The 20,850-nt window shown below is 59.5% G+C and carries 21 protein-coding genes; 3 read left to right on the top strand and 18 right to left on the bottom strand.

What is annotated here, in order from left to right:
* Nucleotides 1-94: 94 nt before the first annotated feature.
* From EOK75_RS03570 to EOK75_RS03630, 13 genes are all read right to left on the bottom strand, one after another.
* Nucleotides 95-385 (bottom strand): hypothetical protein, encoded by a 291-nt coding sequence (locus EOK75_RS03570; protein ID WP_137192612.1) that lies wholly within the window; start codon nt 383-385, stop codon nt 95-97.
* Nucleotides 382-1,677: an NADH-quinone oxidoreductase subunit NuoF gene (nuoF, locus tag EOK75_RS03575; protein WP_137192613.1), complete on the bottom strand. Its 1,296-nt coding sequence runs from the start codon at nt 1,675-1,677 to the stop codon at nt 382-384. The genes EOK75_RS03570 and nuoF overlap by 4 nt, the downstream gene beginning before the upstream one ends.
* Nucleotides 1,678-1,686: 9 nt before the next feature.
* Nucleotides 1,687-1,929, bottom strand: a complete 243-nt coding sequence (locus EOK75_RS03580; protein WP_137192614.1) for a DUF5337 domain-containing protein — start codon at nt 1,927-1,929, stop codon at nt 1,687-1,689.
* A 1-nt stretch (nt 1,930) separates the two neighbouring features.
* On the bottom strand, nt 1,931-2,200 hold the full coding sequence (locus EOK75_RS03585; RefSeq protein WP_137192615.1) for a hypothetical protein: 270 nt from the start codon (nt 2,198-2,200) through the stop codon (nt 1,931-1,933).
* Nucleotides 2,201-2,227: 27 nt separating this feature from the next.
* Nucleotides 2,228-3,361 (bottom strand): NADH-quinone oxidoreductase subunit NuoE, encoded by a 1,134-nt coding sequence (gene nuoE / locus EOK75_RS03590; protein WP_137192616.1) that lies wholly within the window; start codon nt 3,359-3,361, stop codon nt 2,228-2,230.
* Nucleotides 3,362-3,524: 163 nt separating this feature from the next.
* Entirely contained in the window at nt 3,525-4,754 is a 1,230-nt protein-coding gene (locus EOK75_RS03595; RefSeq protein ID WP_137192617.1) for an NADH-quinone oxidoreductase subunit D, read from the bottom strand.
* Entirely contained in the window at nt 4,754-5,365 is a 612-nt protein-coding gene (locus tag EOK75_RS03600) for an NADH-quinone oxidoreductase subunit C (RefSeq protein WP_137192618.1), read from the bottom strand. Before EOK75_RS03600 ends, EOK75_RS03595 begins: the two co-directional genes overlap by 1 nt.
* A 12-nt stretch (nt 5,366-5,377) precedes the next feature.
* Nucleotides 5,378-5,911 carry a NuoB/complex I 20 kDa subunit family protein gene (locus EOK75_RS03605; protein ID WP_137192619.1) on the bottom strand — a complete coding sequence of 178 codons (534 nt, stop codon included), beginning with the start codon at nt 5,909-5,911 and terminating at the stop codon, nt 5,378-5,380.
* A complete protein-coding gene (locus EOK75_RS03610) occupies nt 5,902-6,267 on the bottom strand; it encodes an NADH-quinone oxidoreductase subunit A (protein ID WP_137192620.1) in 366 nt (121 codons plus the stop codon). Before EOK75_RS03610 ends, EOK75_RS03605 begins: the two co-directional genes overlap by 10 nt.
* 177 nt (nt 6,268-6,444) lie before the next feature.
* Complete coding sequence (locus EOK75_RS03615) at nt 6,445-7,230, bottom strand: crotonase/enoyl-CoA hydratase family protein (protein WP_137192621.1); 786 nt, start codon at nt 7,228-7,230, stop codon at nt 6,445-6,447.
* Complete coding sequence (locus EOK75_RS03620) at nt 7,227-8,090, bottom strand: hydroxymethylglutaryl-CoA lyase (RefSeq protein ID WP_137192622.1); 864 nt, start codon at nt 8,088-8,090, stop codon at nt 7,227-7,229. Before EOK75_RS03620 ends, EOK75_RS03615 begins: the two co-directional genes overlap by 4 nt.
* The gene (locus EOK75_RS03625) at nt 8,087-10,021 is read right to left on the bottom strand and encodes an acetyl-CoA carboxylase biotin carboxylase subunit (RefSeq protein WP_137192623.1); all 1,935 of its coding nucleotides are present in this window, start codon (nt 10,019-10,021) and stop codon (nt 8,087-8,089) included. Before EOK75_RS03625 ends, EOK75_RS03620 begins: the two co-directional genes overlap by 4 nt.
* Nucleotides 10,022-10,096: 75 nt before the next feature.
* Nucleotides 10,097-11,701, bottom strand: a complete 1,605-nt coding sequence (locus tag EOK75_RS03630) for a carboxyl transferase domain-containing protein (protein WP_137192624.1) — start codon at nt 11,699-11,701, stop codon at nt 10,097-10,099.
* Between the two features lie 181 nt (nt 11,702-11,882).
* Between EOK75_RS03630 and EOK75_RS03635 the strand changes: the two genes are divergently transcribed.
* The gene (locus tag EOK75_RS03635; RefSeq protein ID WP_137192625.1) at nt 11,883-12,482 is read left to right on the top strand and encodes an OmpW/AlkL family protein; all 600 of its coding nucleotides are present in this window, start codon (nt 11,883-11,885) and stop codon (nt 12,480-12,482) included.
* 80 nt (nt 12,483-12,562) lie between these two features.
* Here the strand turns inward: EOK75_RS03635 and EOK75_RS03640 are convergent, their stop codons facing one another.
* A complete protein-coding gene (locus EOK75_RS03640; protein ID WP_137192626.1) occupies nt 12,563-13,720 on the bottom strand; it encodes an isovaleryl-CoA dehydrogenase in 1,158 nt (385 codons plus the stop codon).
* A gap of 145 nt (nt 13,721-13,865) precedes the next feature.
* Here EOK75_RS03640 and kdsA point away from each other — a divergent pair, with 145 nt between their 5' ends.
* Nucleotides 13,866-14,699, top strand: a complete 834-nt coding sequence (gene kdsA / locus EOK75_RS03645; RefSeq protein ID WP_420821935.1) for a 3-deoxy-8-phosphooctulonate synthase — start codon at nt 13,866-13,868, stop codon at nt 14,697-14,699.
* Between the two features lie 40 nt (nt 14,700-14,739).
* Here the strand turns inward: kdsA and ggt are convergent, their stop codons facing one another.
* The 4 genes from ggt to EOK75_RS03660 all read right to left on the bottom strand — a co-directional run bounded on the left by ggt (nt 14,740) and on the right by EOK75_RS03660 (nt 18,790).
* On the bottom strand, nt 14,740-16,467 hold the full coding sequence (gene ggt, locus EOK75_RS03650; protein ID WP_137192628.1) for a gamma-glutamyltransferase: 1,728 nt from the start codon (nt 16,465-16,467) through the stop codon (nt 14,740-14,742).
* Between the two features lie 98 nt (nt 16,468-16,565).
* The gene (locus tag EOK75_RS20730) at nt 16,566-16,730 is read right to left on the bottom strand and encodes a hypothetical protein (protein ID WP_168199136.1); all 165 of its coding nucleotides are present in this window, start codon (nt 16,728-16,730) and stop codon (nt 16,566-16,568) included.
* Complete coding sequence (locus tag EOK75_RS03655) at nt 16,727-17,857, bottom strand: YeeE/YedE thiosulfate transporter family protein (RefSeq protein ID WP_137192629.1); 1,131 nt, start codon at nt 17,855-17,857, stop codon at nt 16,727-16,729. Before EOK75_RS03655 ends, EOK75_RS20730 begins: the two co-directional genes overlap by 4 nt.
* Before the next feature lie 3 nt (nt 17,858-17,860).
* Nucleotides 17,861-18,790: a sulfurtransferase gene (locus EOK75_RS03660; protein ID WP_137192630.1), complete on the bottom strand. Its 930-nt coding sequence runs from the start codon at nt 18,788-18,790 to the stop codon at nt 17,861-17,863.
* Nucleotides 18,791-19,244: 454 nt separating this feature from the next.
* On the opposite strand from EOK75_RS03660, the gene EOK75_RS03665 reads away from it, so the two are divergent.
* Complete coding sequence (locus EOK75_RS03665; RefSeq protein ID WP_137192631.1) at nt 19,245-20,837, top strand: ABC transporter substrate-binding protein; 1,593 nt, start codon at nt 19,245-19,247, stop codon at nt 20,835-20,837.
* The last annotated feature ends 13 nt before the right edge of the window (nt 20,838-20,850 follow it).

The raw sequence follows: 20,850 nt of genomic DNA on the forward strand, positions 1-20,850 counted from the left end.
CTTTACTCCGCCATCCGCTGTGCTGGTGCCGGAAGACCCCGGTCAGCGCTGTTCATTTCCGGCCAGTGGCCAGTATCATTTCTGCTTGCAACCGTCACGCGCAACCCTCCACAATCAACCAAGTGCTGCCCTGAAAGCGGTCCTTGATAGAGGTCTTGGCACGGGTGACACAAAAGCGGTCCGCCGCGCGTCGCGCCTCTTGGCCTTCCCAGTTCTCGAACGGCCGCCCGATACGGGAAACTTCAACCGCCCCCGTCGGCCGTTTGGCCACGTTATAGCTGACCCCGTCCAGCACGATCGGTGCCCGCGGCAAGGGTGGCACGGATGCAGCGCAAGCCGAAAGTGCCAGCGCGCAGAGTGTCAGGGGAAAGCCGGGATGCATCATTCTGCTGCCATCGCCCCCATGCGGCCGGTCTTTTGCGCCTTAATCCGGTCCTCGATCTCTTCACGGAAATGCCGCACAAGGCCTTGGATCGGCCAAGCCGCCGCATCGCCAAGCGCACAAATGGTGTGGCCTTCGACCTGTTTGGTCACGTCGAGCAGCATGTCGATTTCCTCAACCTCTGCCTCGCCGCGCACAAGCCGGTCCATGACGCGCATCATCCAGCCAGTACCCTCACGGCAGGGCGTGCATTGGCCACAGGATTCGTGTTTGTAAAACGCCGAAAGCCGCCAGATCGCTTTGATCACATCCGTGGATTGATCCATAACGATCACCGCCGCAGTCCCAAGGCCCGACCGTTGCTCCCGCAGCCAGTCGAAGTCCATGATCGCGTCTTCGCATTGCTCGGCATTCAGCATCGGCACCGAAGAGCCGCCCGGAATAACCGCCTTGATGTTTTTCCAACCGCCGCGCACGCCACCACAGTGACGGTCCAGCAACTCACGCAGCGGAATGGACATGGATTCCTCAACCACACAGGGGTTCACAACATGGCCGGAAATCCCGAACAGCTTGGTCCCCGCATTGTTAGGCCGCCCGAAGGAGGTAAACCATTCCGCCCCGCGCCGCAGGATCGTAGGCACAACCGCGATGGATTCGACGTTGTTCACCGTGGTCGGGCAGCCATAAAGACCGGCCCCCGCAGGGAATGGCGGCTTCATCCGCGGCATGCCCTTTTTGCCCTCAAGGCTTTCCAAAAGCGCAGTTTCTTCACCACAAATATAGGCGCCTGCCCCGTGGTGCAGATAGAGGTCGAAATCCCACCCCGATTTGGCGGCATTCTTACCCAAAAGCCCCGCATCATAGCATTCGTCGATCGCGGCCTGTAGCGCCTCCCGCTCACGGATATATTCGCCGCGCAGATAGATATAGCAGGCATGCGCGCCCATCGCAAAAGAGGCAATCAGCGCACCTTCGATCAAAGTATGCGGATCATGGCGCATGATCTCACGGTCTTTGCAGGTGCCCGGCTCGGATTCGTCCGCGTTGATCACCAGATAGGACGGGCGCCCATCGCTTTCCTTCGGCATGAAGGACCACTTCAACCCCGTGGGAAAGCCCGCGCCACCACGCCCCCGAAGACCCGAGGCTTTCACTTCGTTAACCAGCCAATCACGCCCCTGTTGGATGAAACCCGCAGTTCCATCCCAATGGCCGCGCTTCTTCGCACCCGCAAGGGAGCGGTCATGCATCCCGTACAGATTGGTAAAGATCCGATCCTGATCTTTCAGCATGTCATGCCCTCAATTATTCCCGGAGGAGGATTTGTTCCGCCGCCAGATCCGATAAGTTACAACCATCGTCCAAAAGAACGCGGCCAATGCGGCCAAGTCGAACAGAAAGACAAAGCGTGCCTCCCAGCCGAAATGACCCCCGATCCATTGCGCGCCAAGCCAGCCCGCCATCGTGCCAACCAGCACAATCGCCACCAGCCGCGAGTCGCGCGCGTTCTGGATATCGACCTTGCTGGGTTGGGCTTTGGTCATATCAATAAACCTCGCCCATGCCGACACGTTTCGAAAACGCCGCGCTTTCGTCCGATACCAAAGCCCGCGCCTGCGCGCCCCAATTATCACGGGCAACACCGCCTCCGAGGCCTCGCAACAAGCGCGCCAGTTTCGGGCCTATGCTTTTGATCTGCCTGAGACCATCCGCAGCAAAGCCGGGACCAAAAAGAAACGCCATCAGAAGGCCAAAGCCCGCCCCTGCCGCCCGGCAGATACCGGGACAAGTCATGATATATGGTTTCTTCTGCATTCCGACGTTCCTTTGCCCTTAACCCGGTTAACCGTCACTCCCTTTATCATTCCGGCGTGAAAACTCGGTCTCGCCACCGGCGGCCAGAATTTTCGCCTGAGCGACCCAGGTATCCCGCGTCACACGGCCCTTGAAGCCCTCAAGATTTTCATCGACCCAGACAATCTGCTCCGGTGTCCAATTCGCGATCTGATCGAAATGGTAAAACCCAAGACTGTTGCACAGTTTTTCCAGCTTTGGCCCGACACCTTTGATCAGCTTGAGGTCATCGGCCTTGCCATCACGTGCCGCGGTCAAACCCTCTGGCTTGACGGCCTCAACAGGCTTTTCTTGCGCTTGTGGAGGGCGCGCCTTCTCGACGGCATCGGTAGTGGCCGCCTTGTCTGAAGCCGCCTCTTGCGCCTTGGACATCGGCTTGTCAGCAACCTTGCTTGGCTTGGCAGCAGCATTGGCCTTACCCAACCACGGTGTCAGGATCGGAACTTCGGTCCCGTCGATCCGCTTGACGGTATCGCCAATATCCACAGCCGCCTGCGCGCTTGCGTTATAGGGTTTGCGGCCAGCTTCATGATCCTTGAGGCTGGTCAGCCCGCCCAGTGGCTCTGCGGCGTAACGACCGTTTTGCGGGCCGGGAACAGGCACCTCCCCCTTAGAGAAACGGGCGATCAAATCGCGCAGGCTGTCCGGGGTCAGATCCTCGTAATAATCCTTGCCGATCTGGGCCATCGGGGCGTTGCTGCAGGCACCGAGGCATTCCACCTCTTCCCAGCTAAACTTGCCATCCGCCGACACCGTATGCGGCTTTTCCGCAATCAACTCTTTGCAAACAGCGACCAGATCTTCGGCCCCGCAAATCATGCAGGATGTGGTGCCGCAAATTTGAATATTTGCAATGGTTCCACGGGGTTCGAGCTTGAACATAAAGTAAAATGTTGCAACCTCAAGGCCCCGAATAAACGGCATGCCCAGCATATTACAGACATGTTCAATCGCGGCCCGTGTCAGCCAACCTTCTTGTTCCTGCGCACGCCAGAAAAGCGGGATGATCGCGCTGGCCTGACGCCCTTCGGGATATTTCGTGATCTGCCCCTCAGCCCAAGTTTGGTTGGCGGGGGTAAAGGCGAAATGGCTGGGTTGTTCTTTGTGCAGACGGCGTAGCATCAGGCGGCTCCGTTCGAAATCATGGCAACAAGTCGCGGGGCCGGGCCAACCGCAGACTGTTTGGAATTATAGGCAGCACGTCGCACAACGGCGGGCGTATGGCATGACCGCGCCACCAGTCCAGCAGCAAATGCGAGCCCGAAGAAAGCCAGATACAGCGACATCAGCGGTCAATCTCCCCAAACACGACATCCATGGTACCGATAATCGCGGCGACATCGGCCAACTGGTGGCCTTTGCACATGTGATCCATCGCTTGCAGGTGCAAAAAGCCCGGCGCGCGGATCTTGGCGCGGTAGGGTTTGTTGGTCCCATCCGCCACCAGATAGACGCCGAACTCGCCCTTGGGCGCTTCAACAGCGGCATAGATTTCACCGGCGGGCACGTGGAACCCTTCGGTGTAAAGTTTAAAGTGGTGGATCAAGGCTTCCATCGAAGTTTTCATCTCACCGCGTTTTGGCGGGGTGATTTTACCGCGGGCCAGAACATCGCCCGGCTCCTTGCGCAACTTCTCAATGGCCTGACGGATGATTGAGGTGCTTTCGCGCATTTCCTGCATCCGGCAAAGATAGCGATCATAGCAGTCGCCGTTCTTGCCAACCGGAATTTTGAACTCAAATTCATCATAGCATTCATAGGGCTGCGCGCGACGCAAATCCCATGCAAGGCCGGAACCGCGCACCATCACACCCGAGAAACCCCAGTCGAGGATCTCTTGTTCCGAGACCACGCCAATATCGGCGTTGCGCTGTTTGAAAATCCGGTTTTCCGTCAGCAGCCCGTCGATATCATCCAGAACACGCGGGAACTCAATGGCCCACGTATCGATGTCCTCGATCAGCGCAGGTGTCAGGTCTTGGTGAACACCACCGGGGCGGAAATAGGCGGCGTGTAGACGCGCACCACTGGCCCGCTCATAGAACACCATGAGCTTTTCACGTTCCTCAAAACCCCAAAGCGGCGGGGTCAGCGCACCGACGTCCATCGCCTGCGTAGTCACATTCAAAAGGTGGTTCAACACGCGGCCGATTTCGCAGAACAACACGCGGATTAGCTGCGCACGACGGGGCACTTCTACGCCTGTCAGCTTTTCAATGGCCAAGCACCAAGCATGTTCCTGGTTCATCGGGGCCACATAATCCAGCCGGTCGAAATAGGGCAGATTTTGCAGGTAGGTCCGGCTTTCCATCAGCTTCTCGGTACCGCGGTGAAGCAGGCCGATATGCGGATCGCAACGTTCCACAATCTCGCCGTCCAGTTCCAGCACCAGACGCAAAACCCCGTGGGCCGCAGGGTGCTGCGGGCCGAAGTTCAGGTTGAAATTGCGGATCTTCTGCTCGCCCGTCAGCGCGTCATGGGAACCGTCATCATAGGTGTGAATGTCGCCGTCCATCACTTCGCCCCTTCTTTCTTCTCATCGCCCGGAAGCACATATTGCGCACCTTCCCATGGCGACATGAAATCAAACTGGCGATATTCTTGCACCAGCTTGACAGGCTCATAAATCACGCGCTTTTGCGCCTCATCATAGCGCACTTCGGTATAGCCCGTGGTCGGGAAATCCTTGCGCAGCGGGTGCCCGCGGAAACCGTAATCCGTCAAAATGCGGCGCAGGTCTGGATGGCCTGAGAACAAGATCCCGAACATATCGAAAATCTCACGCTCAAACCAGTTGGCCGAAGGGTGAACCGAGGTGATAGAAGGCACCATTTCATCCTCACGCACGGCCATTTTCACGCGAATACGCTGATTTTGGTACATCGACAGGAAGTGATAGACCACATCAAACCGCACACCGCCCCGTGTGGGGTAATCGACAGCAGTAATATCCACAAGGCTTGAAAAACGGCAGCCCGCATCGGTTTTTAAATGGTCCACAAACCCCACCAAAGCGGAGGGCTGAATGGTCACAGCCAGCTCACCATGCGTAATCTCGGTTGAAACGATATCATCCGGGTAGCGCAATTCCAGACGGGCGGCCAGTTCTGTCAGGGCTTCGATCATCTCTGTCACTCCTTAACGAACCAGCGTGCCGGTGCGGCGAATTTTGCGCTGCAACTGCAAGATGCCATAAAGCAACGCCTCAGCCGAGGGCGGGCAGCCGGGAACATAGATATCCACCGGAACGATACGGTCACAGCCACGCACCACGGAATAGCTGTAGTGATAGTAACCGCCACCATTGGCACAAGAACCCATGGAGATCACATAGCGCGGCTCTGGCATCTGATCATAGACCTTGCGCAGCGCGGGCGCCATTTTATTGGTCAGCGTACCGGCAACAATCATCACATCCGACTGGCGAGGTGAGGCGCGCGGCGCAAACCCGAAACGCTCAGCATCGTAGCGCGGCATCGCGGTGTGCATCATCTCAACCGCGCAGCACGCCAGACCGAATGTCATCCAGTGCAAGGACCCTGTCCGCGCCCAGTTGATGATATCCTCGGTCGAGGTCAGCAGGAAACCTTTGTCCTGCAGCTCTGCGTTCAGCGCTTGGGTGGACACTTCAAGGTCTGCCCCTGCGGTATTTGCACCGGCCATCACTCCCATTCGAGCGCCCCCTTCTTCCATTCATAAGCAAAGCCAACGGTCAACACGGCCAAAAAGACCATCATTGACCAGAAGGCCGTCATCGAGATTTCACCAAAGGCAACGGCCCAAGGGAACAAGAACGCCACCTCGAGGTCAAAGATGATAAACAAGATCGACACGAGGTAGAACCGCACATCGAACTTCATCCGCGCATCGTCGAATGCGTTAAAGCCGCACTCATAGGCCGATACTTTTTCCGGGTCCGGATTGCGCACAGCAAGAACAACAGCGGCCAAAAGCAGCACCAGCCCAAGCCCGACGGCAATTGCCAATAAAATGATGATGGGCAGATATTCCCGAAGAAGGTGGTCCACGAAGATGCTCCTATCGCTGGCTGCACGCAGGCTTCTGCCACCAAAGGGCAGAGGACTCTTTCATCTTCATCTACTCCGCCCCCTAAGCGGGGTCAACCGAAGGCGAAGGGAAAACAGGGCAAAAATACAGGCAAATTCACCCGACAAAAACAGTAAGTTATATGTGTAATTCAGGGTTTATCCGACCCATCCCGGCTTTTCCTTGGCAAAGAAGGCCGCAACCCCCTCGGCGCTTTCGGGGCTTTCCCAGCGGGTGACGAGGGCGGCGATGCTGGCCTCGATCTGCTCGGTGCCTGTTGTGGGCGAAAGCGTGGCGATAAGCGCCTTGGCCTCAGCCACCGCACCGGGGGCGCATGACAGATAGGGCTTCACCTCTGCCTCAACCGCGGCGTCCAGATCTTCGGGGGCGACCACCCGCGCCAGAAGATCAAGCTGTACCGCCTCTTGTGCGTCAAACAGGCGGGCCGAGGCAAAGACCCTGCGCGCCTTGGCCGCACCCATCCGCGCCACGACATAAGGGCCGATGGTCGCGGGGATCAGGCCCAGACGGGTCTCCGTCAGGCCGAAACGCGCCCCCGAGGCGCCGATGGCCACATCACAGACCGACATCATCCCCACGCCTCCGCCATAGGCCTGCCCGTGAACACGCCCGATCAGGGGTTTGGGCAGGCTGTCGAGAGCGGCCAGCATCATCGCCAGCTTGCGCGCCTCGGCGGCGCGGGTCGGGCCATCGGCCCCCATCTGCTCTTGCATCCACGCTAAATCGCCCCCGGCGCAAAAGCTGTCGCCCTCGGCCGCAAGAACCACCACGCGCACGGCGCTATCGGCCGCCAGAACGCCCGCCGCCTCGGTCAGCTCGGCGATCATCAGCGCCGAAAGAGCATTGCGCTTTTCAGGGCGCGCCAGTGTCAGCGTGGCCACACCCCGCGTGTCGGTTTCAATGCGAATGGTATGATATGTCATGCCTGTTCCCCCTGCCCGCGCATCGCGCGCGCCATTGTTGCGGCCTGCGCCAAAAGCCCGCTATCCAAAGCGCAATCATACCCCTCTGCGGCCAGATAGGCGGCCACCGACTCGGTCGCGACATTGCCTGCGGCACCGGGCGCATAGGGGCAGCCACCAAGCCCGCCCACGGCCGCATCAAACACCCGCAAACCACGCGCCAAAGACGCGCCGATATTTTCCAGCGCGCGCCCGTTGGTGTCATGGTAATGCCCCGCCAGCCGGTCGGGCGGCAATTCCTCCAGCACCGCCGCCAGCATGGCATCGATTGTGTTGGGGTTGCCTTGGCCGATGGTATCGCCAAGGCTGACCTCATGGCAGCCCATATCGCGCAGGGCCGCCACCACCCGCGCCACCGCAGCGGGGGCAACCGGCCCGTCAAAGGGGCAATCCGTGACACAGGAAACATAGCCGCGCAGGGCGATCCCGTCCCGTTTCGCAGCCTCAGCCACGGGCGCAAAGCGTTCAAGGCTTTCGGCGATGGTCGCATTCAAATTGGCCTTAGAGAACCCCTCCGAGGCAGAAGCAAAGATCGCCACCTCATCCGCCCGCGCGGTACGAGCCGCCTCATAGCCCTTCATATTCGGGGTCAGCGCGCCGTAGATCACCCCTGGCGCACGGGTGATCTGCGCCATCACCTCGGCGCTATCGGCCATTTGCGGCACCCATTTCGGGGATACGAAACTCGCCACCTCTATCCGACGAAAGCCTGCACGTGACAACAGATCAATCAGCGCGACCTTTTCGGCGGTCGGGATCAGCCGTGCTTCGTTTTGCAAACCGTCGCGCGGGCCAACCTCATAGATCTCGACAGAACTCATGCCTCCTCCTCCAGCAAGATCAACGCAGCGCCGGCCTCAACCTGCGCGCCCTCGACGACCAGAACCTCGGCCACAACACCATCACGCGCGGCAGTCAGGGTGTGTTCCATCTTCATCGCCTCCAACACGCAAAGCTTGTCGCCGGCTGTCACCGCTTGACCTGCGGTCACAAAGACCGACTTCACCAAGCCCGGCATCGGTGACAAGGTCGCATTGCCCGAACCCGCGCCCTCCGCAGCCCGCACCAAAGGATCAACCGGCGTAAAGATAAAGGCAGCCTCGGGGGCGAATACCGTTACGGTAGCACCTGTTTTCTGTGCTGGGATCAAAGGCGCGCCGTCGATCCGCCACAGGCCCGCGCTGCGCGTGGCCAAATGTGCGGTGCCGTCCAGCGTGACACGGGCGGTATCGGGGCCAAGCGGCTCAATGGTCAGATCGAGCTGCGCGCCCTCATACAGCAACGCCACGCTGTGGCGCAAAGGCGCCCATTGGGTAAAGCCCGAAAGCGCATCCCCCGTCAGATCAGCGGCAACCAAAGCCGCCAGCGCCTTGATAGGACCAGTCGCGGCGGGGGCGGCAACCAGCGCCTCCAGATCACGCTCAATCAGGCCGGTATCGACATCGCCCTTGGCAAAGCCCGCATGGCGCGACAAGGCCCCCAGAAAGGCAAGGTTGGTGACAGAGCCCGCAACCTGCGTCTGGCCCAAGGCTCGTGAAAGCTGTGACAAGGCCACGGCGCGGGTCGGGCCGTGGACGATGATCTTGGCGATCATCGGGTCATACCACGGGCTGATGCTGTCGCCTTGGCGCACGCCGCTATCGCTGCGGGCATTGGGCGGAAAGGCCAGATGGTCAAGCCTGCCTGTTGCGGGCAAAAACCCTGCGGGCACATCCTCGGCATAAAGGCGGGCCTCAAAGGCATGGCCGTTGATGGTCAGATCCTCTTGGCGCAGGGGCAGGCTCTCGCCGCTGGCCACGCGCAGTTGCCATTCCACCAGATCGACGCCGGTGATGGCCTCGGTCACGGGATGCTCAACCTGCAGACGTGTATTCATCTCCATGAACCAGAAACGATCGGCGCGCAGACCGTCGCTGGCGTCCACGATAAATTCAATCGTGCCGGCCCCTTTATAGCCGATCGCGCGCGCCGCCTTGACCGCCGCATCGCCCATCGCTTGGCGCATATCCTCGGGCATATCGGGGGCCGGTGCCTCCTCAATCACCTTCTGGTGGCGACGTTGGAGTGAGCAGTCGCGTTCGAACAAATGCACCGCATCGGTGCCATCGCCAAAGACTTGCACCTCAATATGGCGCGGCTTTTCGACGTATTTTTCAATCAGAACGGCATCATTGCCAAAGGCGGTTGCGGCCTCTCCCTTGGCGCTGGCAAGAGCATCGGCGAACCCTTTGGGGTGATCGACCTTGCGCATCCCCTTGCCTCCGCCGCCCGCCACGGCCTTGATCAACACGGGATAGCTGATTTTATCGGCCTCGGCCGCCAGAACGGCAGGGTCCTGATTTTCACCCAAATAGCCAGGAACCACGGGAACGCCCGCCGCCTCCATCAGCTTTTTGGCGGCATCCTTCAGGCCCATCGCGCGAATGGCCTTGGCCGAAGGGCCGATAAAGACCAATCCAGCCGCCTCAACCGCATCGACGAAATCGGGGTTTTCGGACAGGAACCCATAGCCCGGATGGATCGCCTGCGCGCCCGTATCCAAGGCGGCGGCAATGATGGCATCGCCGCGCAGATAGCTGTCGCGCGGGGCCGGCCCGCCGATATGCACGGCCTCATCGGCCTGGGCCACATGTTTGGCATGCCGGTCGGCATCGGAATAAACCGCAACCGTGGAAACCCCCAGCTTTTGCGCGGTTTCCATGATGCGGCAGGCGATTTCGCCGCGATTGGCGATCAGGATTTTATCAAACATCTCTACGTCCATTTCTTGGGAGAGCGCCGGGGGCCAGCCCTTGGCCCCGCGGAATGCTGTTGAACAATGGTCGGCCTACATGCGGAAGATGCCGAATTTGGTCGGCTCTATCGGGGCGTTCAGCGCGGCGGTCAGCGACAGCGACAGGATCTGACGCGTCTTGCGCGGGTCGATGATCCCGTCATCCCAAAGCCGAGCCGAGGCATAAAGCGGGTGGGATTGTTCCTCAAACATGTCAATCGTGGGTTGTTTGAAGGCGGCTTCCTCGGCCTCGGACCACGTGCCGCCTGCGCGCTCGATCCCGTCACGTTTCACGGTTGCCAAGACACCCGCAGCTTGCGGGCCACCCATCACCGAGATGCGCGAGTTTGGCCAAGTCCACAAAAAGCGCGGGGAATAGGCGCGACCGGCCATGCCGTAGTTACCCGCGCCAAAAGAGCCGCCGACCAACATCGTCACCTTGGGCACATTGGTGGTGGCCACCGCCGTCACCAGCTTGGCGCCGTGGCGGGCGATGCCCTCATTCTCATATTTGCGGCCCACCATAAAGCCGGTGATATTTTGCAAAAAGACCAGCGGGATATTGCGCTGGCTGCACAGCTCTACAAAATGCGCGCCTTTGACGGCGGCCTCGGAAAACAGCACGCCGTTATTGGCGATAATCCCCACAGGGCAACCGTTGATATGGGCGAACCCCGTGACCAGCGTTTCACCAAAGCGCGCCTTGAATTCATCAAAGCGGGAGCCATCCACCACGCGGGCGATCAGCTCGCGGATGTCATAAGGGGTGCGCAGGTCGGCGGGGACAAGGCCAAGGATTTCCTCGGGGTCATAGGCCGGATCCTCGGCGGGCTGCCATTGCACCGAAGTGGGTAGAACCGCATTGAGGTTGCCAACCGCGCGCCGCGCAAGGGCCAGCGCATGGGCGTCATCCTCGGCCAGATAATCGGCCACGCCGGACAGACGCGTATGGACATCGCCGCCGCCCAGATCCTCGGCGCTGACGACCTCGCCGGTGGCGGCCTTGACCAAGGGGGGGCCGGCCAGAAAGATGGTGCCCTGTTCGCGCACGATAATCGTCACATCCGACATGGCAGGCACATAAGCCCCCCCCGCAGTGCAAGAGCCCATAACCACGGCAATCTGCGCAATGCCCTTGGCCGACATGCGGGCCTGATTGTAAAAGATGCGGCCAAAGTGATCGCGGTCGGGGAACACCTCATCCTGATTTGGCAGGTTGGCACCACCCGAATCCACCAGATAGACGCAGGGCAGATGGTTTTCCTCAGCGATTTCCTGGGCGCGCAGGTGTTTTTTCACCGTCATCGGGTAATAGGTGCCGCCCTTTACGGTGGCATCATTACAGACCACCATCACATCGCGGCCCATCACCCGACCAATGCCGGCAATCACACCAGCACCCGGTGCGGCCCCACCATAAAGCCCATGCGCCGCCGTGGCCCCGATTTCCAGAAACGGCGATCCCGGATCAAGCAGGTTGGCCACCCGTTCACGCGGCGGCATTTTCCCGCGCCCGATATGGCGGGCCATGGATTTCTCACCGCCGCCCGCCGCGGCCATTTGCGCCGCTTGTGCAACGGTTTCCAACATCTCAAGATGCGCCGCACGGTTGCTTTTGGCAGCATCGGTATTGGGCAGAAAGGAGGAGTTCAATTTCATCTTTTAAATCCTGTCAAACTTCATCTGAGCGGCGGAACGTGGGACGGCTGTTTTTATGCAACATCAATGCATTATGCGCCATATTGTCGCAGAAATCCACAAGGTAGGCTTGATCCAGATCAAGGCTTGCAAGCGCGGCTACATGACATGGTCGCCCGGCATACAAACAGAGAGAATCCCTATGAAAACCCTCGCCATAGCCTTCCTGACCACTGCGGCGCTTGCTGCCCCTGCCTTTGCCCAATCCCAAGGCGATATGACGCTTGGGTTTGGTATCGGCTATGTGGAGCCGAAATCCGACAATGGCACGCTTGCGGGCGGTGCGACCACGATTGACGGCAATGCGCGCCCCACGGTGACATTTGAATATTTCGTCCGTGACAACCTCGGCATCGAGGTTCTGGCCGCCCTGCCCTTCAAGCATGACATCAACATCGGTGGCAGCAAGATCGGCACGACCAAGCATCTGCCGCCAACCGTTTCCTTGAACTACCACTTCCCCACAGGTGGCGCGTTCAAACCCTTCGCCGGTGTTGGCATCAACTACACCACCTTCTTTGAGGACCGCACCGATCTGGGTGGTGGCGAGCTGAAGATCGACGACAGCTGGGGCCTTGCTGCCCATGTTGGCGTTGATTACGCCCTGAGCGAGAAAGCCGCCTTGCGGATGGATCTGCGCTACATCGACATCGACAGCGATGTCTATCTTGACGGTGCCAAGATCGGTGAGGTCAATATCGACCCCGTGGTCTTTGGCGTATCCTACGTCATGAAGTTCTGATCCCTTAACCGGCAGAGCAGACATGAAAGGCTGTGGGCGATGCCCGCAGCCTTTTTTCATGGCGCATTTCTGACGCAGGCTCATTTGCCCAGCAACTCACGCCCGATCAACATGCGGCGGATTTCCGAGGTGCCGGCCCCAATCTCCATCAGCTTGGCATCGCGGAACAAGCGACTGACCACGCTATCACCAAGGTACCCTGCCCCGCCAAGCGCTTGGACGGCCTGATGCGCCTGCACCATCGCCTGTTCTGACGCATAAAGCACGCAAGCCGCGGCATCCTGACGAGTGACCTGACCACGATCACAGGCGCGCGCCACCTCATAGGTATAGGCACGGGCCGAATTCATCGCCGTATACATGTCGGCAACCTTGCCTTGCATCAGCTGAAAATTCCCGATCGGCTGGCCGAATTGTTCCCGCGTTTGCAAGTATGGGATCACCTCATCCAGACAGGCCGCCATAATGCCCGTGCCAATGCCCGACAGCACCACACGTTCATAATCAAGCCCCGACATCAACACGCGTACGCCCTTGCCCTCGGTCCCCAGCACGTTTTCAAACGGCACCTCGACATTGTCAAAGATAAGCTCGGCCGTGTTCGACCCGCGCATCCCCAGCTTGTCGAAATGCGGGCTGGTGGAAAAGCCCTTCATCGTCTTTTCCACGATAAAGGCCGTCATACCGCGGCTGCCCGCCTCAGGGTCGGTCTTGGCATAGACCACAAGCGTATCAGCATCCGGACCGTTTGTGATCCAGTATTTATTGCCGTTCAGAAGGTAATAATCGTCCTTCTTCTCGGCGCGCAGCTTCATCGAGACCACATCCGATCCCGCCCCCGCCTCCGACATTGCAAGCGCGCCGACATGGGTGCCCGCGATCAGCCCCGGCAGGTATTTCGCCTTTTGCGCCGCCGTGCCGTTCAGCTTGATCTGGTTCACACAAAGGTTGGAATGCGCGCCATAAGACAGGCTGACAGAGGCAGAAGCCCGCGCGATTTCCTCGGTGGCAATCACATGGGCAAGGTAGCTCATGCCTGCGCCGCCATCCTCTTCTGGCACGGTGATGCCCAACAGGCCCAGCTCCCCCATCTCGGTCCAAAGCTCGGCCGGAAAGATGTTGTCGGCGTCGACCTGCGTGGCCATCGGCTTCACCCGTTCCTGCGCCCAGCGGCGCACCATATCTTGCAGCGCCGAAATATCTTCTCCCAGATCGAACCGCATAGAGCCCATGAACATGTCGTATCCTCCCCCATGAATTGAACATCCGTTCAATTCATGGGGGCAGGTATGATTCGTGTCAAGAAAAACCGTGAACCTATGCTTTGGGTTGACACTGTCGGGGCCATGGGCCACCGCTTATGTGCAACGACAAAAGGGGCCGATCATGCAAACCAGAACCAAAGTGACCGCCGGAAATGTTGAGTTCAGCAATGCGGACCCCGTGGCCTTTATCCTTGGCCCCTGCCAGATGGAAAGCCGCGATCATGCGCTGGAAATGGCCGCCGCGATTGATGAGATTACCCGCGCCGTTGGTGTAAAGGCGGTGTTCAAAGCCTCTTATGACAAGGCCAACCGCACCAGCCTTTCAGGAACACGCGGCATCGGTATGGCCCGCGCGATGGAGGTTTTCGCCGAGGTCAAGGAACGCTTCGGCATGCCGGTTCTGACCGATGTGCATGATGCCACCCATTGCGCGCCCGCCGCCGAGGTTTGCGATATCTTGCAAATCCCCGCGTTCTTGTGCCGTCAAACCGATCTGTTGATTGCCGCCGCCAAGACAGGCCGGATCATCAATGTGAAAAAGGGGCAGTTTCTGGCCCCTTGGGATATGGTCAATGTCGTGGCCAAGCTGACCGGATCGGGCAATGACAATGTGATGTTGACCGAACGTGGTGCCAGCTTTGGCTATAACACTTTGGTCAGCGATTTCCGCAGCTTGCCTATTATGGCACAGACCGGCGCGCCGGTGATCTTTGACGCGACCCATTCGGTGCAACAACCCGGCGGGCTTGGCGGGTCATCAGGGGGGCAACGCGAATTTGTGCCGGTTCTGGCGCGCGCCGCGGTGGCGGTCGGTGTTGCGGGTGTTTTCATTGAAACCCATGAAGCCCCCGACACCGCACCATCGGACGGGCCGAATATGGTGCCGTTGGACCAGCTTGCAGGACTTTTGAGCAGCCTCAAGGCAATCGATGCCCTGATCAAAGCCAGCTAGGGAATTGGCGGGCGGGGCCATTGCCCGCCCGCCAACCATATCAGTAACCGCGCGCGGCTGAACTCGTCTGCCGTGTATCGGCCCCGCCCAGCAACAAGCCGTTCGCTTCATCGACAACGATGGATTGCGCCGAGCCCATGGTCGACATCACCTCGACGACATGGCCCTTGGCCTCAAGTGCGGCAATCGTATCGGCGCTCAGGCCTTCCTCGACACGCAGAACCTCGGGCATCCACTGGTGGTGAATGCGCGGGGCAACGGTTGCCTCGGCCACATTCATGCCGTGATCAATCACGTTCATGATCATCTGGATCACGGTCGTGATGATGCGCGACCCGCCCGGGCTGCCGGTCACCATGAACACCTTGCCGTCTTTCATCACCAAGGTCGGGCTCATCGAGGACAAAGGCCGTTTTCCCGGCTCAACCGCGTTGGCATCGCCACCGATCAAACCATAAGCGTTCATCACGCCCGGCTTGGCGGCAAAGTCGTCCATCTCGTTGTTCATCAAGACGCCGGTGCCATCGGCAACCATGCCCGACCCATAGGAAAAGTTGATCGTATAGGTGTTGGAAACCGCATTCCCGTCTTTATCCACAATGGAAAAATGCGTGGTCTGATCGCTCTCGTAAGGTGCCAGATCGGCCGGTTTGATATCCTCCGAAGGTGTCGCACGGCTCAGGGAAATGCCCTTGCGGATATCGGCGGCATAATCCTTGGACATCAACTCTGCTTGCGGCACATCATAGAAATCCGGATCGCCCAGATACTCGGACCGGTCGGCATAGGCGCGCTTCATCGCCTCGGCCATCAGATGAATCGTATCCGAAGAGTTATGCCCCAACCATCCGATGGGATATTCCTCTAGTGTGTTGAGGATCTGCACAATATGGATCCCGCCGGATGAAGGCGGCGGCATGGAAACAATCTCATACCCGCGGTAGGTGCCGCTAACCGGATCGCGGCTCAGCGCCTTATAGCCTGCCATATCCTCCATCGTGATGCGCCCGCCCGAGGCTTGGACCGCATCGACGATATGCTGCGCGGTTTCGCCTTTGTAAAAGCCGTCCGGCCCCGCGTCGGCAATCCGCTGAAGCGTTGCGGCCAGATCGGATTGGATCAACCTGTCGCCCGGCTCAAAGAACGCGCCGCCTTCCTTATAAAAAATCGCCTCGGAGGAGGGCCATTTTTTCAACCGGCTTTCTAGCCCTTTGAGGCTGTCGGCCAGATCGGCAGTGACAACGATCCCGTCGCGCGCAAGACCGATGGCCGGTTGCAGCACTTCGGACAGGCTCATGGTCCCGTATTGATCAAGCACCATCTGCATGCCCGCAACGGTTCCGGGCACGCCGGTCGCAAGGCCGGTAAAGCGCGATTTCTCACTATCGGCATCGCCTGCATCATCTAGGAACATATCGCGATCGGCGCTCATCGGGGCCATTTCGCGGTAATCAATCGCTTTGGTTTCGCCGGTTTCGGCGTCATGCACCATCATGAAACCACCGCCGCCAAGATTACCCGCACGCGGCAGGGTCACGGCCAGCGCAAAGGCCACGGCAACACCCGCATCGGCCGCGTTACCGCCCGCCTTCAGGATATCACGACCGACCTCAGCGGCGATTTCCTCTTGTGCGACGACCATGCCATTCTGGGCCCAAGCCGGGTGAATACGGTCCATTCCGCTGTAAATCGCGGCCTCTTGTGCCATGCCGACCATCGGGGTCAGCACCAACGCGCCGCTCACGGCAACTGCAAGTGTTCGCTTCATCAAAGTCTCCCTCCCGTAAATTACGTAAAGGAAGCTTAGCCAGCGTTAACCAAGACGGCAAGCCGCAAAGGGGGCGAGACTAACCCGCCCCCTTTTGATCAATCGGGCAGCGCACCGCAAAAGCCGCCGCTTGCCGCCAGACCAGATCCGAAGGCCAGCATCGGTGGTGCACGGTACGGGTTCGGCGGGCTGGCAAGCACATCCAGCGCGACCAAGGCAACCAATCCGGAAATGGCCAAACACGCGGTGAAACGACGCGTCATGTGCGGGCCTCCAATCCAAGAAGTGGGCGGATGCGGATGCCGACAAACGCACCGGCAAAGGCCGCGATAAACCAGACCCAGCCGTGCAGGCTGCCCGTTGCAATGCCCGAAAAGAACGCGCCGACATTACACCCAAAGGCCAGTCGCGACGAATAGCCAAGCACCAAGCCCACGATGATCGTCGCCACCCAAGCCCGCGCCGGATAGGACGGCAACGCCTGCGAAAGCCCGCCACGCCGCCACGCCGCAACCCCGAACGCCCCCGCAATCAGACCGATATCGGTCAGCGAGGTATAATCCGTCAGCACGCTTGCATTCAGCCGTTGCACCGATCCGGACGCCGCCCAGAACGCGGACCCTGACAGATCAGCCCCCAGCGCCACGGCCCCTTTGGCGGCCCAAAGCCCAAGCCCGTAAACCACGCCCCAAGGCTGCCCCGCCACAACAAGGTTCCCGACCGCCAGCACCGCCAAGACACCCGCCGCCACAAGATAGCGTGCAGGCACCTTGCGCGACCCCGGCTTGCCCAAAAGCCAAAACACCCCTGCTGTCAGTCCAAGCCCCGCAAGAGTAATCATAAGCCCCACGCCGCCGCGTAACGTCAGGATCGGCAAAGCCCCCAGATCCGTCCACCAGACCAGATGATAGGCCCCCGCAAAGCTGCCAATCGCGAAAAACGGTAGTGCCAGCAGTCCAATCGGGTTGCCCGATCCGGCATTGAGCAAAGTGCCCGAACCGCAGCCCAAGACCACCTGCATCGCCGCGCCAAAAACAAAGGCCCCACCGATCATCGCCCAACCAATTGGCGCCTGCGCCCCGCTTAACTCACCGGGGTTGGCGGCCAGCAGCGGGATCGCCACGCAGGCCACCAAGCCGATTGACAACAGCTGCGCAAAAATGCCGGCGGGTTCACGGCGCAGGATCATCGCGCGCCAAGGCCCCGCAAAGCCAAAGCGCAACCCTTCCAGCGCCACGCCAAACCCCAGCCCAAGCGCAAGCATCAGCCCGAACCGCGCACCCGCAAACAGCGCCACCAAAACCACCAGAACGACCGCAGCCCCGATCAGCGCGCTGCGGCCAAACACCATATCGGACGTCCGTGCCTGTGCATAAGAAATATCAGACATCAATTAGCCACCCAAAAGCTGGTTGAACAAATGGGCAATCAAACCCGGTTGGTTTGCCATCTCACCATCGGTCTGGGAATATTCGACCATGGAACCGGCATAGAGCTTCACGTTATCGATCCCCGCCACCTCGGACAGCGCGAACCAATCGGTCGCGGCCCAATGGCCGGTATTGCAAAATGCGACCACGGGCGTGTTCGATGTACCGCCCAGCTTGGCCCGAAGCGCCTCCAGATCGGGATCGGCGTTGATGGCCGTAGCACCGGGGCGAAAGAAATCGGTATGCGGCAGGTTCATGGCACCCGGCAGCGTTCCGGGGCGATCGGCCGCGTCATGCATCTTTTTGCCGTTGAAGAACGAACCGGGGCGCGAATCGACCAAAGTGGCCTGCTCGGTGCCCGCAACCACGGCAGTGACCTCGGCGGTATCGGCGGTCCATGTGTTGTCCCATGTGATCGCAAGCTCGGTCGGCACCGGCGTTGCGGCCTGCGTTGACAGCGGCAGCCCCGCATTGACCCAAGCCGTCGCACCGCCGTTCAGCACCGCCAGTTCGGTAAAGCCCGAGCTTTTCAACGTCCAGTACACTCGCGCCGCAGAGCCGAAATCGCTATCGGTATCGCCCTGCGACACAATGACCACCGGACGGTCTAGCTCAAGGCCCAGCGTCTCATAGGCCCGTTCCAGATCTGCGACCGGAGGCACCGCGCCTGGATTGGATTTTGGTCCGCGAAACAACCCATAGGGGGCAGAGACCGCGCCCGCGATATGCCCCGCCTCAAAGCCCTTGGGGCGAATATCCAGAATGACCGCCTCTGGCACCGTACCTGCCGCCAGATCAGCGGGCATGATCAACGGGCCGAAATCACCCGCCAATGCCGTCGTGGCGCAAAACATGGCAAGGCCCGTCAGGGAAGACAGCATGATCCGTTGCATAATGTAACCTTTTCGAATTGAGGTGTTTTGCCTCCAATTTCGTAAAGTTATTGCAGGCGCAAGGAACATCAAACGCCAAAACACACCAGTAGCCAGAATTATTTCCCGCCCTGAACGAGGAAGGCACAACAACCACCTAACCGTCTTACAGCACCGCAAACAGCCCCGCACCACAGACCGGTTTGCTGGGAAAAGGTTCTTATTCACCGCGCGATCAGTAGGTGCGCAGCTAAAACAACCCAGACAAGGGCACGACGGGATCAATGCGGCCCTGCCTCGCAGTGCCCACGCTTACGTCGCGGCGTGTGTTCTCGCCCTTGCAAAAAAATTCATCATCGCCATGATGGTTGGGTCGATGCCTTGGCCACATCCGGTTTACCGGCTTTGTATGCTTGGGCGTCCACCCATTAAAACGCCGCATCCGAATCGCGGCCTTACAACGAGGGAAGACAAGATGTCTCTTAAAACTACGCTCGCGACCGGTCTGGTGATGACCGCGCTTTTGGCCCCTGCGGCCTACGCCAAGACTATGGTCTATTGCTCCGAAGGGTCGCCCGAGGGCTTTGATCCGGCGCTGTTCACCACAGGCACCACATTTAACGCCTCCTCCCATCCGGTTTACAACCGTCTGGTTGAATTTGATGGCGCCACCACGGCCACCAAACCGGCGCTGGCCGAAAGCTGGGAAGTGTCCGAGGATGGGTTGGAATACACCTTCAAGCTGCGCGAGGGCGTCAAGTTTCAGTCCAACGACAGCTTTACCCCGACCCGCGACTTCAACGCTGACGACGTGATCTTTACGTTTGACCGTCAGCGCAAAGAGGACAACCCCTACAACAAATATGAGGGCGGCAGCTGGGAGTATTTCAACTCCATGTCGATGTCCGATCTGATCTCGGAAATCGTCAAAATTGACGACAACACCGTGAAATTCGTGCTCAGCCGCCCAGAAGCGCCGATGATCGCCAACCTCGCGATGGATTTCGCCTCGATCGTGTCCAAGGAATATGCCGATGCCATGCTTGAGGTCGGCACCCCCGAGATGCTTAACCAAGCGCCGATCGGCACGGGGCCGTTCACTTTTGTGGCCTACCAAAAAGATGCCGTGATCCGCTATGCCGCCAACCCCGATTACTGGGCAGGCGCGTCACCGCTGGACAATCTGGTCTTTGCGATCACGACCGACGCCTCGGTGCGCTATCAAAAGATGAAGGCTGGCGAGTGCCACCTGATGTCTTATCCCAACCCTGCCGATGTGGCCGCGATGCAAGAAGATGCCGATCTGGTGGTCCAAGAGCAAGAGGGCCTGAACGTCGGCTATCTGGCCTATAACACCAAGGTTGCGCCATTTGATAACGTCAACGTGCGTCGCGCGCTGAATATGGCGGTCGACAAACAGGCAATTCTGGATGTGGTCTTCCAGGGCGCCGGCAGCATTGCCAAAAACCCGATCCCGCCTGCGATGTGGTCTTATAATGACGCGGTGCAGGACGACGTTTATGATCCCGAAGCGGCCAAGCAGATGCTTGCCGATGCGGGTGTTTCGGATCTGTCTATGAAAATTTGGGCAATGCCTGTGCAGCGCCCCTATAACCCCAACGCCCGCCGTATGGCCGAGCTGATGCAAGAAGACCTCGGCAAGATCGGCGTCTCGGTGGAGATCGTATCCTATGAGTGGGGCGAGTATCTGGAACGCGCCAAAGCCGAAGACCGCGACGGTGCCGTTCTGCTGGGCTGGACCGGTGACAATGGTGACCCGGACAACTTCCTTGCCGTCTTGCTGGGCTGTGATGCTGTTGGCAACGCCAACCGCGCGCAATGGTGTGACGCCGATTTTGACGCGCTGATCCAGAAAGCCAAGGTTACGGCTGATCAGGCCGAACGCACCAAGCTTTATGAGGAAGCGCAGGTGATCTTCAAGGATCAAGCGCCATGGAGCACGATCGCCCATTCCGTGACCTTCACGCCAATGCGCAAAGAGGTTCAGGGCTATGAGATGAGCCCGCTCGGCTCTGTCCGTTTCTACGGCGTTGACCTAGCCGAGTGATCGACTGACATGG

The sequence above is a fragment of the Pseudorhodobacter turbinis genome (assembly GCF_005234135.1).
Taxonomy (GTDB): domain Bacteria; phylum Pseudomonadota; class Alphaproteobacteria; order Rhodobacterales; family Rhodobacteraceae; genus Pseudorhodobacter; species Pseudorhodobacter turbinis.

Excerpts from the sequence above, each read along its gene's own strand:
- EOK75_RS03570 (WP_137192612.1), bottom strand. The coding sequence starts at position 385 with ATGATGCATCCCGGCTTTCCCCTGACACTCTGCGCGCTGGCACTTTCG.
- nuoF (WP_137192613.1), bottom strand. The coding sequence starts at position 1,677 with ATGCTGAAAGATCAGGATCGGATCTTTACCAATCTGTACGGGATGCAT.
- EOK75_RS03580 (WP_137192614.1), bottom strand. The coding sequence starts at position 1,929 with ATGACCAAAGCCCAACCCAGCAAGGTCGATATCCAGAACGCGCGCGAC.
- EOK75_RS03585 (WP_137192615.1), bottom strand. The coding sequence starts at position 2,200 with ATGCAGAAGAAACCATATATCATGACTTGTCCCGGTATCTGCCGGGCG.
- nuoE (WP_137192616.1), bottom strand. The coding sequence starts at position 3,361 with ATGCTACGCCGTCTGCACAAAGAACAACCCAGCCATTTCGCCTTTACC.
- EOK75_RS03595 (WP_137192617.1), bottom strand. The coding sequence starts at position 4,754 with ATGGACGGCGACATTCACACCTATGATGACGGTTCCCATGACGCGCTG.
- EOK75_RS03600 (WP_137192618.1), bottom strand. The coding sequence starts at position 5,365 with ATGATCGAAGCCCTGACAGAACTGGCCGCCCGTCTGGAATTGCGCTAC.
- EOK75_RS03605 (WP_137192619.1), bottom strand. The coding sequence starts at position 5,911 with ATGGGAGTGATGGCCGGTGCAAATACCGCAGGGGCAGACCTTGAAGTG.
- EOK75_RS03615 (WP_137192621.1), bottom strand. The coding sequence starts at position 7,230 with ATGACATATCATACCATTCGCATTGAAACCGACACGCGGGGTGTGGCC.
- EOK75_RS03620 (WP_137192622.1), bottom strand. The coding sequence starts at position 8,090 with ATGAGTTCTGTCGAGATCTATGAGGTTGGCCCGCGCGACGGTTTGCAA.
- EOK75_RS03625 (WP_137192623.1), bottom strand. The coding sequence starts at position 10,021 with ATGTTTGATAAAATCCTGATCGCCAATCGCGGCGAAATCGCCTGCCGC.
- EOK75_RS03630 (WP_137192624.1), bottom strand. The coding sequence starts at position 11,701 with ATGAAATTGAACTCCTCCTTTCTGCCCAATACCGATGCTGCCAAAAGC.
- EOK75_RS03635 (WP_137192625.1), top strand. The coding sequence starts at position 11,883 with ATGAAAACCCTCGCCATAGCCTTCCTGACCACTGCGGCGCTTGCTGCC.
- EOK75_RS03640 (WP_137192626.1), bottom strand. The coding sequence starts at position 13,720 with ATGTTCATGGGCTCTATGCGGTTCGATCTGGGAGAAGATATTTCGGCG.
- ggt (WP_137192628.1), bottom strand. The coding sequence starts at position 16,467 with ATGAAGCGAACACTTGCAGTTGCCGTGAGCGGCGCGTTGGTGCTGACC.
- EOK75_RS20730 (WP_168199136.1), bottom strand. The coding sequence starts at position 16,730 with ATGACGCGTCGTTTCACCGCGTGTTTGGCCATTTCCGGATTGGTTGCC.
- EOK75_RS03655 (WP_137192629.1), bottom strand. The coding sequence starts at position 17,857 with ATGTCTGATATTTCTTATGCACAGGCACGGACGTCCGATATGGTGTTT.
- EOK75_RS03660 (WP_137192630.1), bottom strand. The coding sequence starts at position 18,790 with ATGCAACGGATCATGCTGTCTTCCCTGACGGGCCTTGCCATGTTTTGC.
- EOK75_RS03665 (WP_137192631.1), top strand. The coding sequence starts at position 19,245 with ATGTCTCTTAAAACTACGCTCGCGACCGGTCTGGTGATGACCGCGCTT.